Origin of the sequence: Flavobacterium urocaniciphilum, from assembly GCF_900110615.1 — a bacterium.
Taxonomy (GTDB): domain Bacteria; phylum Bacteroidota; class Bacteroidia; order Flavobacteriales; family Flavobacteriaceae; genus Flavobacterium; species Flavobacterium urocaniciphilum.
The window spans coordinates 51517-65929 of the sequence record NZ_FOEI01000008.1 but is presented as its reverse complement, the minus strand read 5'-3'; the positions used below and the strand labels follow the sequence as shown (position 1 = coordinate 65929).

Sequence of the window (14413 nt, the reverse complement as noted above, 5' to 3'; positions counted from 1 at the left end):
AGATATTAAGCTTCTGTGTTTTCTTCGTTTGATTCTTCTGTAGCAGGAGCTTCAGTAGTTTCTTCAGCAGCAGCTTCTACAACTTCTTCAGTTGCAGCTTCTTCAGCTACTTCTTCAGCTTTTGCAGCCTCAGCTTGTGCAGCAGCTCTTTTCTCGTTAGCAGCTTTTTCAGCTTTTAACGCTTCAGCTTTAGCATCTGCTTTAGACTTAGCTAAACCATCTTTTTTAGCATCTACTTTACCAGCTTTCTCATCTAACCAAGCAGTGAATTTAGCTTCAGCTTGCTCTGGAGTTAAAGCACCTTTACGAACTCCACCTTCTAAGTGGTGTTTTAATAAAGCACCTTTGTAAGAAAGGATAGCTCTTGCAGTGTCAGTAGGCTGAGCACCATTAAATAACCAAGTAACCGCTTGATCAACGTTTAAGTCGATAGTTGCAGGGTTAGTGTTTGGGTTGTAAGTTCCAATTTTTTCTAGGAATTTACCATCTCTTTTAGCGCGAGAATCCGCAGCTACGATCCAGTAAAAAGGTTTCCCTTTTTTACCATGTCTTTGTAATCTAATTCTTACTGGCATAATCTTGTGATTAAATTTGAGGTACTCGACCTCGGTTAATTAAGGGTGCAAAGATAATAATATTTATGAATTATAAATTATAAATTTTGAAATATTTTAAAATCAGGCATTTGGAAATTATGAATTGCGATATTAATTTACGATTTACGATTTATGATTTACAATTTTGGGATTTGGGATTTAATTTTTGGAATTTGTAATTGATATTGAATTCGTATATTTGAACTTTATTATAAACAACCATGGAAAATATCAAACAATACGTTCAGGAAAATAAAGAACGCTTTATTAATGAGTTAATTGAATTGTTAAAAATGCCTTCTGTAAGTGCAGATAGCGCATACGCTCAAGATGTAATTAACACAGCTGAAGCCGTAAAAGCAAGTTTAGAAAAAGCAGGATGTGATGTAGTTGAAATGTGCGAAACACCTGGTTACCCTATCGTTTACGGTCATAAAATTATTGATTCAAACTTACCAACTGTTTTGGTATATGGGCATTATGATGTTCAACCTGCAGATCCAATTGAATTATGGGATTCACCTCCATTCGAACCTGTAATTAAAACTACAGAAATTCACCCAGAAGGAGCTATTTTTGCTCGTGGCGCTTGTGACGACAAAGGTCAGATGTACATGCATGTGAAAGCTTTCGAATACATGATTGCGAATAACAACTTGCCTTGTAACGTAAAATTCATGATTGAAGGTGAAGAAGAAGTAGGTTCAAAAAGTTTAGGTTGGTTTGTAGAACGCAATCAAGAGAAATTATCATGTGATGTAATTTTAATTTCAGACACGGGTATGATTTCGAACACACAACCATCTATTACGACAGGTTTACGTGGTTTAAGTTATGTAGAAGTAGAAGTTACTGGTCCGAATAGAGATTTACATTCAGGATTATACGGTGGTGCGGTTGCCAATCCGATTAATGTTTTAACCAAAATGATTGCTTCTTTACACGACGAAAACAATCATATTACTATTCCTGGATTCTATGATGGTGTTGAAGAATTATCATTAGAAGAAAGAGCTCAAATGGCAAAACGACCATTTAGTCAAGATGCTTATAACAAAGCCTTAGACATCGCTGAAGAATATGGTGAAACCGGTTATACTACCAACGAAAGAAACTCCATTCGTCCAACGTTAGACGTTAACGGAATTTGGGGTGGATATACTGGTGAAGGTGCCAAAACAGTTATTGCAAGTAAAGCCTATGCTAAAATTTCAATGCGTTTAGTACCTAACCAAGATTGGGAAAATATCACAGAATTATTCCAAAAACATTTTGAAAGCATTGCACCAAAAGCAGTAAAAGTAAAAGTTACACCTCATCATGGTGGTCAAGGTTATGTAACACCAATTGATAGTATTGGATATCAAGCAGCTTCAAAAGCGTATTCTGATTCATTTGGAACAACACCAATTCCAGTTCGTTCTGGAGGAAGTATTCCGATTGTAGCTTTATTCGAAAAAGAATTAAAAAGCAAAACGATTATGATGGGATTCGGTTTAGATAGTGATGCTATTCACTCACCAAATGAACATTATGGGATTTTCAATTATATGAAAGGAATTGAAACGATTCCATTATTCTATAAATATTTTACTGAATTATCTAAAAATCAGTAATTAATAAAACGAAAAAGGGTTCTGAAAATTCAGAACCCTTTTTTTATTTCAATTAAAATGAATTACATGATGATTTTCTTTGTAATCATTTCTCCATTTTCTAAAGTAATTTTTACCACTAATGCTTGATTTGCAGCATTAATTTGATTCGTATTAAATTGTTTGTTTTGAATTTCGTTTATAGTAAAAAGCAGTTTACCTAATACATCATATACTTCAATGTTTGAAATATTTGACTGATAAGACTGTATCGTTAATTCGTTATTTTTAACCAAAACATCCACTTCATTTGAAACTACTTGTACTTCTTGAGATGGTTTTTTATAGATTAATTCAAATCGGTCGTTAAAAGTTCCAACTTGTGAAATAAAATAATAAGAACCTTCTTTTAAATTATGAATACCATGAGTATAATTATCTTTTAAATAAACATCTTGATTTTCAAATAACCCATCAACTTGTTCTATGTTGATTTCAAAACTATTTGCTTCAGTAACTTTTAATCCTAATTTCACAACATCATCATCAGAAAAAGGCAATCCTTTACCTTGTATTACATATTCTGTATTTTCAATTAAATTATACAACATCGTTTTTGATGTATCTAATACTTTTCCATCAATTTTTGAATCAACTCCTGCTGTTGCATTTGAAGTGTATCCTAATAATATCTGATTATAATTTTTAGTTCCATCATTTAAATTCAACCAAATTCTATGTTTTTCACTTGGTTGACTATCCGTAACTGCATAAGGAGATCTGAAAAACTGAGTCGTTGTTGACGCATCTTCTCTTAATTCGTTTTCAAAAGTTACAGTATAAGCTGTAGCTGCTTGCACGAAGAAACCTTGACCCACATTAATTTTATCATTCGGAATTGCTCCTCCAGCTGCAGAAGCCGTTCCTCCTAAAGTTGTATAAGACGCATAGTTATTTACCGGATATACACCACCACTTGCAGAAACTGTATGTGTCCAATAATAAATCGTGTTTATTTTCGGATTGGTAATTAAGAATCGGTAAGCACTAATTGGTGAGGCATACGGATTACCTAATAAGTTATATCCTTGACCCACTGCATAAGTAATCGTTCCGTTATATGGAACACCTGTAAACTGTCCATTATAGGCTGTTGGAGTTGATGTTGACCAATTGTTAGCTACACGAATCATGTATCCTTTAGCCATAGTGAAACTATTTGTTGAAGGAGTAACCGATTGATAAGCTGTTGGCGTTGTTGTTCCTGTATATAAATATTGATAAAAACGAGTAGTTAATGTATTTGGAGAAAACGCTAATAAATTCTGATTAGCAACTGGTGAAGACCAAGCTGTATAATCATTATGAATCATATTGGCTGAATTTCTTTTTACAATAACGTTTCCAGTATTTACAGCATGTTTAGTATATTGTACTAATGCCGCATCGCTATTGATTGTTAAAGTTCCTGTGCCATTTACTGTTACATTTTCACCTACACGTAAAGAATGCCCCGAATTAAAAACAACATTTACACCTGTATTTACAGTCACTGAACAAGCATCTAAAGTTGCTGTAGAATTATAATTTCCAGCAAAAACAACTGCGTCTCTATAGGTTGGTGTACCAACTGGCGACCAAGCCGATCCGTTCCAAGTTTTTACTGAAGTTCCACATTGCCAGAATTGACCTGTCCAAACTCCTCTTCCATAAGTAGAAGCAACTATAGTGTTATCTAGTGAACGGTATTCAAAATTCATAACTTTAACATCTTTCATACCATTGTTGGCTCTTCTCCAAGTTGGCGAAGCAGCATTAAAATTAACCGTATACCAAACTCCTAATTCCGTTCCTATAATTACTTCATTAGTAGCATTCGGATTTTGTAAAATACATTTAACCGGTAAATTTGGCAAATCTCCATCTTTACTAACCCAAGTTGGTGTAGCAGCAGTTCCGTTTGAAGTATACCAAATATTAGTAACGCCATAATTATGGAATGTTACAAAAATTTCGTCTTCTGTAGCACCAAATCGAATATCTGAAACAGCACCCAACATAGAAGCACTTGCAATATTAGACCAAGTGATTCCGGCAGAATTCGCTGCCGTAGCTGCATTAACTAATTTAAGAATTCTTCCATTTGCTAAACCAACCAATAAACTTGTTGTTGTAGTAGGCATCGGTTTAAAAAATGTAGGTATATCATTCATTAAGGCATTTGAAAAAGTAGTTGTAGTTGAAGAAGCTGCCCCAATATCATATCTATACATTTGATACGTAGTACCAGCAGAAGCATTTGCATATAAACGATCGTTTGTACTATCTAAACCGCATTGATTTACGAAATCACCATTATTTTGATTATTCGCAATATTATACGTTTGCGCACCATTAATGTCATGTCTATAATATACATTATAAACATAAGAACCAATAATATAAGCATCTGTATCTTCAATAAATACCCAACATCCATCTCCACCACGTATTCTTGACATTGCATTAATTCCAGCTGCAGCACCATTTACATATTGCACACCATTATCTTGCAATCCTGCAACTAGTCTAGTTGTAGCTGTTGAAGCTGTATTTATATCAGCTTTATAAGGTTGAGTCACATTATAGTTATTGTTTCTAATACCAATACTATTAGCGGAATTATTAGAATAATATACTCCTCCATCATTTCCAAAAACCACACGGCTTGTTAATCCTGGTGCAAAAGCCATACAATGATGATCTGAATGCACCCCATCTCTTACTGTAGAAGTACTTCCGGTTGTAGTTGCTGTTACAGTCCAATCTGTATATTGTGTCCACATAGAAGATGCATTTGCAGAAAAAGCAGTAGTTGTTCTAAAAATTTCAATTCCCCCAACATATACTTCAGAATCATCTGTTGGATTCATCCCAATCATTAAATCATAGAAAGCTTGACCTCTACAAAAATCGTCAGATGCAGGAGGTTGATTTCCAACACTTGTAGGTAAAGAAACATTCGTATTATCAGCAACGAAAGCATCCGTTGATCGTCTAATAACAGGAGAAGCTGCGCCATATGATGCACTTGGATTAACTTGATCCTCTAATAAAACATACATTCTACCTAAAGTAGTTTTTGATGCCACTAATTGCACTCTTCCTGAAGTTCCAAAATCTCTTACTTGAGCCCAATTAGTTCCGTTTGTGCATTTATATAATCTTCCTCCTCCAGCACCATAAGCATTGGTTTTTGTACCCATAAACAAATTACCTGCAGAATCTGTATCAAAACTATTTGGCGCCACAAATCTTGTTGTGCTAGTAGTTTGTAGAGCTGCATTTGTTTGTTTTGTAAAATTTTCTCCGTCTGTACTTTTATACAAACCTATTGTATTTAAACCTAACCAAGACCAACCTGCACCTCCAGATGCTGAATTAATTTCTTCACCATAAACATAAGCATCAGATCCAAAATACACTTCAGTTAAGTTTGTAGAAGGATTAACCCATGCAATAATATCTTGTACATACGTAATTTGATCGGCAATTGTATTTGTATTTCCACCAAAAATTAATTTCCACGTTACCCCACCATCAATTGATTTGTATATTCCATTTCCATTTACCATTCCTCCTGTATATACTTCACCTGTACCGATATACATAATGTTAGTATTTAAAGGATCTATTGTCATACATGTAACCGCCATATTACTTGGCACACCTGTTACTTGAGACCAAGTCCCTGTAGTTGATGTTATATCATTATTAACCCATAAACCACCACTTACAGCACCAGCAAAAACTTTTGTAGTACTTCCAGGAGCAAATTTTAAAACACGAGTTCTTCCGCCAACATTATTCGCACCACGTTCTACCCATTGATTGTCCATTCCATCACCTGGTACACGACCCGATTCAAGTTTTTCATTAAGTTCTTTTTGAAGTGCAAGTGTTACTTCTGGCGTTGGTCTGCCTAAATTCGGATCAGCAGAATATAAATAATCTTGTTCAAAAAAAGCATTCGGTGGTAATCCCATTGCCTTACGTTCCTGTTTAGGCAATTTCATTAGCTTTCTGAATTTATGATTATTTACAAAGTCGTGGTATTTTAATCTAATTTTTTCGATTGAATCTAATTCTTTCTGACTTAAATCAGATAAAATAGTTTCATTTGAAGGTAATGTATTATCGATTAAAGTTGAATGAATTTTATTGATTTTAGTTTCATTAACTTCATTATTAGTAACAGAATTATTAATTGATTTTGAATTTAATAAAGCTGCTGCTTGAATTCCTTTTTTTATTTTAACATTTTCATGAATTGATTTAGGTTGATCAACTTCACAATCTTGTTTAGAAGTTTTTTGATACACAAAAAGCCCTCCAAAAGTCAACACTACAGCTAAAGTAGTGATTTTTAGTAGTTTATTTTTCATTAAAAATGAATTTAGGTTAGATTTGAGGCTACTAATATATAAAATAATTTAATTTTTTTGTTAATTATCAAACAAAAAACAAAAGGAAGGATAATAAAATAACAAACTGAATTTTAACTCAAATATTAGACATCTAAAATGACAATTAAACACTAATTCAAACTAAAAAAAAGTAAATTAATTTGTTAATAGTAATAATGTTTATATATTTGCACTCCAATACTGCGGGTGTGGTGAAATTGGTAGACACGCCAGACTTAGGATCTGGTGCCTCACGGTGTGAAGGTTCGAGTCCTTTCACCCGCACAAAGCTCAAACGAAAGTTTGGGCTTTTTTTATGAAATTCATTTTATATATTTGTAAATCAAACTACTATAAATGTCTTCACAAACTCGTTTAACTAGAGCCTATCAAAACGCACTTCGTATTAAGTTTACCCATTCGGATAAATTTATTTTATTTAGTGATTGTCACCGTGGTGATGGTAGTTTTGCGGATGATTTTGCCAATAACCGAAACATTTACATGCATGCTTTGAATCATTATTATAAAAATGATTTCCAATACATAGAATTAGGTGATGGTGACGAATTATGGGAAAACCTTTTTTTCAAAGACATTATTGAAGCCAATAAAAATGTTTTTTTACTGCTTAAAAAATTCTACGAAAAAAATAAATTACACATGATTTTTGGTAATCACGATATGGTTTACCGAAATCAGAATGTGGTGAAAAGAAATTTTTCAGAATATTTTGATACGACGGAAGGAAAAAATATGCCCTTAATGCCCAATTTGAAATTTCATGAAGCCATCGTTTTAGAGAATTCTGATACCGGAAAAGAAATCTTTTTAACCCATGGTCATCAAGCGGATTTTATGAATTATGTAGGTTGGAAATTCAATCGTTTTTTTGTTAGAATTTTGTGGAAACCGCTTCAAGTTTGGGGAATTAAAGACCCTACGAGTCCAGCTAAAAATTACCGAGAATCTGAAAAAGTAGAACGTCGCATTAAAAAATGGATTTCAGATAATGACAATAAAATGACCGTTGTGGGTCATACACATCGCCCACATTTTCCAAAACCTAGCGAAAATTTACTGAATTTTTTTAATGATGGAAGTTGTGTGCATCCCAGAAACATAACCGGAATAGAAATTGAAAACGGCAGAATATCACTTATTAAATGGTTAATCGACACGAATGATGACGGCGTGTTGCAAATTGTAAAAGAATATATTGAAACGCCACAGAAGATGGAGGATTATAAATAGTTATTTCTGTTAATATGTATATTTTACAGCATTGTTGTTTTGTTATAACTTGTACATTTAAATTTTATTTTAAAATTCCATAGTTGCTAGATACTTAAAAGTATTTTGTAAATAAAAATTTATTGACGGAATGGCTTACGAGTGGTAGGATTGAGTAATTCGGAAATTGAAATTTTATAGAATAGTTAAGATATGGGAAAAACTAAAGTAGATGGTGTTTTTATAAAAGTTATTGTTGACAATTCAAATCCTCATATTGAGAATTTAATTGAGAATTATGATATAGAAATTAATGAATCAATAGCATTTGATATTTCAGAGAAAAGTTTAAAGTTCAAAAATTGTAATTTTATAGGAAGTGAAATTAGTTTTTTTCAAAATAATTCTAAGAAACTTGATTCACTTGAAGTCTCTGAAACTAAAAAAAGATTTAAAAAACATAAAATATCTCTTCAATTTGAGAATTGCTCTATTGAAAATGGCTTGACTATTGAGAAAAGTAATTTAAATTATTTGAGGTTTTCTGAAGTAAAAATTAGTTCAGAAATATTTAACATCTTAAGTTGTAGTATCAATTTTATTAGTTTTAGTGGAGGTCTTAATAATTATAATTCAATTAAGAACTTAACAATAATGAATCTTAAAGATGATTTAGAAGAAAAAACATTTTTTAGCTTTGAAAGAAATATAATTAAGTATTTTTATTTAAGTTATGCTTATATTTCACAATCTTGGATGACTAAAAATACCATAGATAGTATTAATATTAGTGATTCATTTATTGACGATTTGTTTATATTAAGTAATACTATAAAAGAAAAATCGGATATAAAAAAATGTGATTTTACTAGAATAAACATCAAACGTTCTGTTTTTCACAAAGATTTTGAATTTGAAGATTCAAATTTTAAAGATAACGCTGTTTTTGAAAACACGTCAAGTTTAAAGAATTCTAGTTTTAAATATTTAAATGTAAATTTTGAAAAAAAAGTAAGTTTTGAAAATTCAATCTTATTTTCTGTAAAATTTGAATCTGTTTTTTTTAAAGAAATAGTTTCCTTTCAAAATATGGAATGTGAATATATCGATTTTAACAAAACTCATTTTGACAAAGTTGGTTATTTTAATGATTTGACAATTAAATCTCCTGAAAAATGTTCGATTGGCACATTAAGAACAATTAAGAACCAATTGAATAAGACAGAAAACAAAATTGATTATTTAAAGTTTTCAGTATTTGAATTCAATAATTTAAAAAATGATAGAAAAACGACTAAAAGTGATTATGCTCTACTTTGGTTAAATGAATATTCAAATAATTTCGGCACAAGTTGGACAAGAGGAATTTGTTTTACATTAATAACGGGTATTGTTTTTTTTCTAATTTTATTAATAGTAAATTCCTTTTTAAATTCAAATTATCCATTATGTTTAAACGTATATAATGAATCTGAAGAATTTAGTTTTACATTAAATTACTTTTTAAAATTTGTTTTTAATTTAGGATTTAATGATAAAGAAATTCAAAGTAATGGCTGGCTATATTTTATTTTTATTTTTGCAAAAATTTTTATTGGCTTTGGAATTTATCAAACAATTCAAGCATTTAGAAAGTACGGGAAATAATAATTTTAAAATTATTAACCTTTATTAAATAACTAATTAACACCAATGATGACGGCGTGTTGCAAATTGTAAAAGAATATATTGAAACGCCGCAGAAATTGAGTGATTATAAATAAAAAAGCGAGATGAATGTCTCGCTTTTTTATTTATTGTTCCGGTGCAATTTCAATTTCCAAACCTTCTAAATCTTCGGTAATGTGAATTTGACAACCTAATCTACTATTGTCTTTTACATGATAGGCATCGGCCAGCATTGCTTCTTCATCGTCGTTTCTTTCCGTTCGCAACACATCGTTTAGTAAATAACACTGACATGATGCACACATTGCCATTCCGCCACAAATACCAATGGTTCCTTCTTCAGCTAATTCATAAGAACGGATTAATTCCATCACGTTCATGTTCATATCCGTAGGTGCTTGTACTTCGTGACGCACACCATTTCTGTCTGTAATATAAATTGTAATATCTTGACTCATTACTCAATCGATTTTACAACTGCTTTTTCAGCTTCTTTTCTTGTTCCGTCAAAACCGTCAACACCTGAAACTGTTGTATATTTTAATACATAACGTTTTCCAGGATTGATTCTATTGTAAACACTCTGACACATTAAAGTTGCTTCGTGGAATCCACATAATATTAACTTTAATTTTCCTGGATACGTATTCACATCACCAATAGCGTAAATTCCATCTACATTCGTTTGGTAATCTAAAGCATTGTTTACTTTAATGGCATTTTTCTCGATTTCTAATCCCCAATTGGCAATTGCTCCTAATTTTGGAGTTAGTCCGAAAAGTGGAATAAAATAATCGGTTTTAATATTTTGATGCGCACCATTAATGTCTAAATCGATAGACTCTACGTGTTCGCTTCCATTAATTCCTGTAACTTCTGCTGGTGTAATTAATTTAATTTTACCTGCTTTTTTCAATTCTTGTACTTTTTCAACAGAATCTAAAGCGCCACGAAACTCATTTCTTCTATGGATTAATGTTACAGAAGAAGCTACATTTGCAAGGAAAATACTCCAATCTAGCGCCGAATCACCACCACCAGCAATAACTACATTTTTGTTTCTGTATTTTTCTGGATCTTTAATGAAATAATCTACACCTTTTTCTTCGTAGAAAGCAATATCATCAATTTGCGGTTTTCTTGGTTCAAAAGTTCCTAAACCACCAGCAATTGCAATTGCTTTAGCTTTATGTTGCGTTCCTTTATTTGTAGTAACAATAAAAGAACCATCTTCTAATTTTTCAATTGTTTCCGCCGTTTCAGCTAAGGTAAAACCTGGTTGAAATTGTTTGATTTGATCCATTAAATTATTAACTAAATCACCTGCCAATACTTCAGGATAACCTGGAATATCGAAAATAGGTTTTTTAGGATATAATTCGGCTAATTGACCACCTGGTTGAGGAAGTGCGTCAATAATATGACATTTTAATTGTAATAAACCAGCTTCAAAAACGGCAAAAAGTCCAGTTGGACCCGCACCGATTATCAATATATCTGTTTCAATCATTTGTATTAATTTGAATGTTATAAAGGAACAACTTTATAACGTAATTTAATATGACAATTATCAGGAAGAAAATTAAGCGATATTTTCTACTGTTTCAATTTGTGGAACATACTTTTTGATGGTAGTTTCTACACCAGCTTTCATCGTACTGATACTTAAACTACAACTAGTACACGCTCCTTGTAAACGAACTTTTACATGTTTACCATCTACAACTTCAACTAATTCAATATCACCACCATCTGAATTTAAAAACGGACGGATTTCGCCTAAAGCTTTTTCGATATTTTCGTTTATTTCAATTTCTGTCATTTTTTTAGACTTTATAGATTATTAGAATCTTTAGATATTTAGATTTTATAACTTTTATTTAGTTTAAAATCTTAATGTCTAAAAGGTCTATTTTTTCACAGCAGAACAACCTGCCATTGTTGTAATTTTAATTGCTTCTGTAGCTGGTAAATTTTCGTTACGTTTTACCGTTTCCGATACTACATTTCTAGCTAAATCTTCAAATACAGTTTCTAAAACTGAACCTGTTTGTAAAGCGGCTGGTCTTCCGTAATCTCCAGCTTCTCTAATACTTTGTACTAACGGAACTTCACCTAAAAACGGAACTTCTAAATCTTCCGCTAAGTTTTTAGCCCCTTCTTTACCAAAGATATAATATTTATTATTTGGAAGTTCTTCTGGTGTGAAATATGCCATGTTTTCAATAATTCCTAAAACCGGAACTTGAATTGAATCCGACATAAACATTGAAACTCCTTTTTTGGCATCTGCTAAAGCAACCGCTTGTGGTGTACTAACTACAACCGCACCCGTAATTGGTAACGACTGCATAATTGATAAGTGAATATCACCTGTACCTGGTGGCAAATCGATTAACATGAAATCAATTTCTCCCCAATTTGCATCAAAAATCATTTGGTTTAAGGCTTTAGACGCCATTGGTCCTCTCCAAATAACTGCTTGATCTGGTTTAGTGAAAAATCCGATAGATAAAAGCTCTACACCATAACTTTGAACCGGTTGCATTTTCGATTTTCCATCTACTTCTACCGAAATTGGTTTAGCTGATTCTACATCGAACATAATTGGCATCGAAGGTCCGTAAATATCTGCATCTAACACACCAACTTTGAATCCCATTTTAGATAAAGCTACGGCTAAATTGGCTGTAATTGTAGATTTTCCTACACCACCTTTTCCTGATGAAACCGCAATAATATTACTTATACCAGGAATTGCTTTTCCTTTGATAGTATTCGCTTCTTCTTTTGCAGGTGTTTCTACTTTGATATTCACTTTAACTTTTGCATCAGCATTTATTTTTTCGGCAATTACCTTTTTGATATCTGCTTCTGCGCGATTTTTAATATGTAAAGCTGGAGTGGTTAATACCACATCTACTACTACTTCATCTCCGAAAGTTACAACGTTTTGAACCGCTCCACTTTCTACCATATTTTTACCTTCACCCGCAATTGAAATAGTTTCCAATACTGAAAGGATTTCTTTTCTATCTAATTTCATCTCTAATAAAAAATCTAAATTTTAAAAAAGCTCTAAACAAGGCTATGCTTATTTAAACTAATTTTAGATTGCAAAGATAGTAAGAAGTTTAAAAGATTGTAGTTAATCGTTTAAAAAAGTTTTTATAACGATATAAGGTTTTTTTATTGCCGATTTGAACTTTAAAAATCGGGTTCCCAAAAGTGCTTTTTGAAGTCTATTATTTGATTGTCAACCACTTGTATTCCTTCACTTTCTAGTAATTGTTGCATTAAATTGGTTCCTTCAAAATGATGTTTACCTGTTAGCAATCCTAAGCGATTTACTACTCTATGTGCCGGAATATCATCTCTTCCATGACAAGCATTCATGGCCCAACCAACCATTCTTGCCGAACGACCTGCGCCAATAGCTTTGGCAATTGCGCCGTAAGAAGTTACTTTTCCATATGGAATTTGTCTAGCAACCTCATACACACGTTCGAAAAAATTGTCTTCTTTGCTATTCAAAACTTTAATGATTTAATTTATAAATCGTAAAAACCGCAATTAATCCTGTAATTAGGGCAATGATAAAGTTAATGTTTTTGATAAAGAAAGTTACTTTATGTTTAATTTTTCGGAACAAATAGGCATAACCCAAAAATACGATAAACGTTCCTAAAGTTGTACCCGCCACAAAAGCTATTCCGACCAAATTCGAAAAGAAATCTTCAATAAAAGCCGATAAATACAAACTTACAAAGGCATAATACGGAATAGGAAAGACATTTAAACCAGAAATAAAAATACCATGTAAGAAAGGTTTTAGTTTACTTTTGGCTGTTTTTTTCTTGATTTCATCTTTAGAATTTAGTAAGTTTTGAATGCCTTTACCTAAGAAGAATATCGTTAATAAAACAAAAACAACACTTCCGACTAATTTTAAATTTTGCATGACTTGAGGATGACTTTCCAAAAAAGTTGCAAAATAATAGCCAATAACACTTTGTATAAAAACCACTAAAATAGCACCATTAATAAATTTTTTGGCTCTTTTTAATGTTTTTTTCACACTATAATTAGCCACAGTCATGTTAACAATTCCTGGAGGTAAAACCCCAACAAAAGAAAACAAAACTGCAAAAGCAAAAGCAAAAAGTACTGACACTATTTAATTTTAAATTGGATATAAGTAATTGGTTTATTTACTTCTAAATACTGACTTTCATAAAAAGTTTGAATACCAGTTACTTCAGCTGGCGCTCCTTCATTTTTATAAATATTATGATTAGCATATAACACTTCATGACCAGCACCATGTAATAATCCTAACGTATATCCATGCATGAATTCGCTATCCGTTTTTAAATGCATTAAACCATTTGGTTTTAAAATTTTCTTGTAATTTTCTAAGAAACTAGCATTAGTCATACGGTGTTTTGTACGCTTATATTTTATTTGTGGATCTGGGAAGGTAATCCAAATTTCATCCACTTCATCTTTTGCAAAACAATGAGAAATTAATTCAATTTGTGTACGAAGAAAAGCAACATTGTTCAGACCGTTTTCCACAGCAGTTTTCGCACCACGCCAAAAACGAGCACCTTTAATATCTATACCAATAAAATTTTTATTTGGATATCTCTCTGCTAAACCAACCGAATATTCACCCTTTCCGCAACCTAATTCTAGTACTATAGGGTTATTATTTTTAAAAAAATCTGAATTCCACTTTCCTTTTAAAGCTAAACTATCTGAAACCACTTCTTCTCTAGTTGGCTGAAACACATTAGAAAAAGTTAGGTTTTCATTAAATCTCTTAAGTTTATTTTTACTTCCCACGATATTTATATAATTTTTAGCAAAAGTA

Annotated in this window: 12 protein-coding genes and 1 tRNA gene; 4 read left to right on the top strand and 9 right to left on the bottom strand. The window is 31.9% G+C overall.

Annotated elements, in window-relative coordinates:
- Window positions 1-5: 5 nt before the first annotated feature.
- On the bottom strand, window positions 6-575 hold the full coding sequence (locus tag BMY86_RS11910) for a 30S ribosomal protein S16 (protein ID WP_091469720.1): 570 nt from the start codon (window positions 573-575) through the stop codon (window positions 6-8).
- 242 nt (window positions 576-817) lie between these two features.
- On the opposite strand from BMY86_RS11910, the gene BMY86_RS11905 reads away from it, so the two are divergent.
- Window positions 818-2212 (top strand): dipeptidase, encoded by a 1395-nt coding sequence (locus BMY86_RS11905; protein ID WP_091469716.1) that lies wholly within the window; start codon window positions 818-820, stop codon window positions 2210-2212.
- Between the two features lie 62 nt (window positions 2213-2274).
- On the opposite strand, the gene BMY86_RS11900 is transcribed toward BMY86_RS11905, so the two are convergent.
- Window positions 2275-6615: a T9SS sorting signal type C domain-containing protein gene (locus BMY86_RS11900; protein WP_091469713.1), complete on the bottom strand. Its 4341-nt coding sequence runs from the start codon at window positions 6613-6615 to the stop codon at window positions 2275-2277.
- Window positions 6616-6839: 224 nt separating this feature from the next.
- On the opposite strand from BMY86_RS11900, the gene BMY86_RS11895 reads away from it, so the two are divergent.
- The 3 genes from BMY86_RS11895 to BMY86_RS11885 all read left to right on the top strand — a co-directional run bounded on the left by BMY86_RS11895 (window position 6840) and on the right by BMY86_RS11885 (window position 9516).
- Window positions 6840-6921 (top strand) — tRNA-Leu (locus tag BMY86_RS11895).
- 72 nt (window positions 6922-6993) lie between these two features.
- Window positions 6994-7890 carry a metallophosphoesterase gene (locus tag BMY86_RS11890; RefSeq protein WP_091469711.1) on the top strand — a complete coding sequence of 299 codons (897 nt, stop codon included), beginning with the start codon at window positions 6994-6996 and terminating at the stop codon, window positions 7888-7890.
- 192 nt (window positions 7891-8082) lie between these two features.
- The gene (locus BMY86_RS11885) at window positions 8083-9516 is read left to right on the top strand and encodes a hypothetical protein (protein WP_091469708.1); all 1434 of its coding nucleotides are present in this window, start codon (window positions 8083-8085) and stop codon (window positions 9514-9516) included.
- Window positions 9517-9662: 146 nt separating this feature from the next.
- Here BMY86_RS11885 and BMY86_RS11880 read toward each other — a convergent pair whose 3' ends face one another.
- From BMY86_RS11880 to trmB, 7 genes are all read right to left on the bottom strand, one after another.
- Window positions 9663-9995: a 2Fe-2S iron-sulfur cluster-binding family protein gene (locus BMY86_RS11880; protein ID WP_091469706.1), complete on the bottom strand. Its 333-nt coding sequence runs from the start codon at window positions 9993-9995 to the stop codon at window positions 9663-9665.
- A complete protein-coding gene (locus BMY86_RS11875; RefSeq protein WP_091469700.1) occupies window positions 9995-11047 on the bottom strand; it encodes an NAD(P)/FAD-dependent oxidoreductase in 1053 nt (350 codons plus the stop codon). The genes BMY86_RS11880 and BMY86_RS11875 overlap by 1 nt, the downstream gene beginning before the upstream one ends.
- Before the next feature lie 72 nt (window positions 11048-11119).
- Window positions 11120-11359 (bottom strand): NifU family protein, encoded by a 240-nt coding sequence (locus tag BMY86_RS11870; protein WP_091469695.1) that lies wholly within the window; start codon window positions 11357-11359, stop codon window positions 11120-11122.
- An 87-nt stretch (window positions 11360-11446) separates the two neighbouring features.
- A complete protein-coding gene (locus BMY86_RS11865) occupies window positions 11447-12583 on the bottom strand; it encodes an Mrp/NBP35 family ATP-binding protein (protein WP_091469693.1) in 1137 nt (378 codons plus the stop codon).
- Between the two features lie 161 nt (window positions 12584-12744).
- A complete protein-coding gene (locus tag BMY86_RS11860; protein WP_091469691.1) occupies window positions 12745-13071 on the bottom strand; it encodes an MGMT family protein in 327 nt (108 codons plus the stop codon).
- Between the two features lie 4 nt (window positions 13072-13075).
- Window positions 13076-13711 (bottom strand): LysE family transporter, encoded by a 636-nt coding sequence (locus BMY86_RS11855; RefSeq protein WP_143065664.1) that lies wholly within the window; start codon window positions 13709-13711, stop codon window positions 13076-13078.
- Entirely contained in the window at window positions 13711-14385 is a 675-nt protein-coding gene (gene trmB / locus BMY86_RS11850; RefSeq protein WP_091469686.1) for a tRNA (guanosine(46)-N7)-methyltransferase TrmB, read from the bottom strand. The genes BMY86_RS11855 and trmB overlap by 1 nt, the downstream gene beginning before the upstream one ends.
- Window positions 14386-14413: the final 28 nt, after the last annotated feature.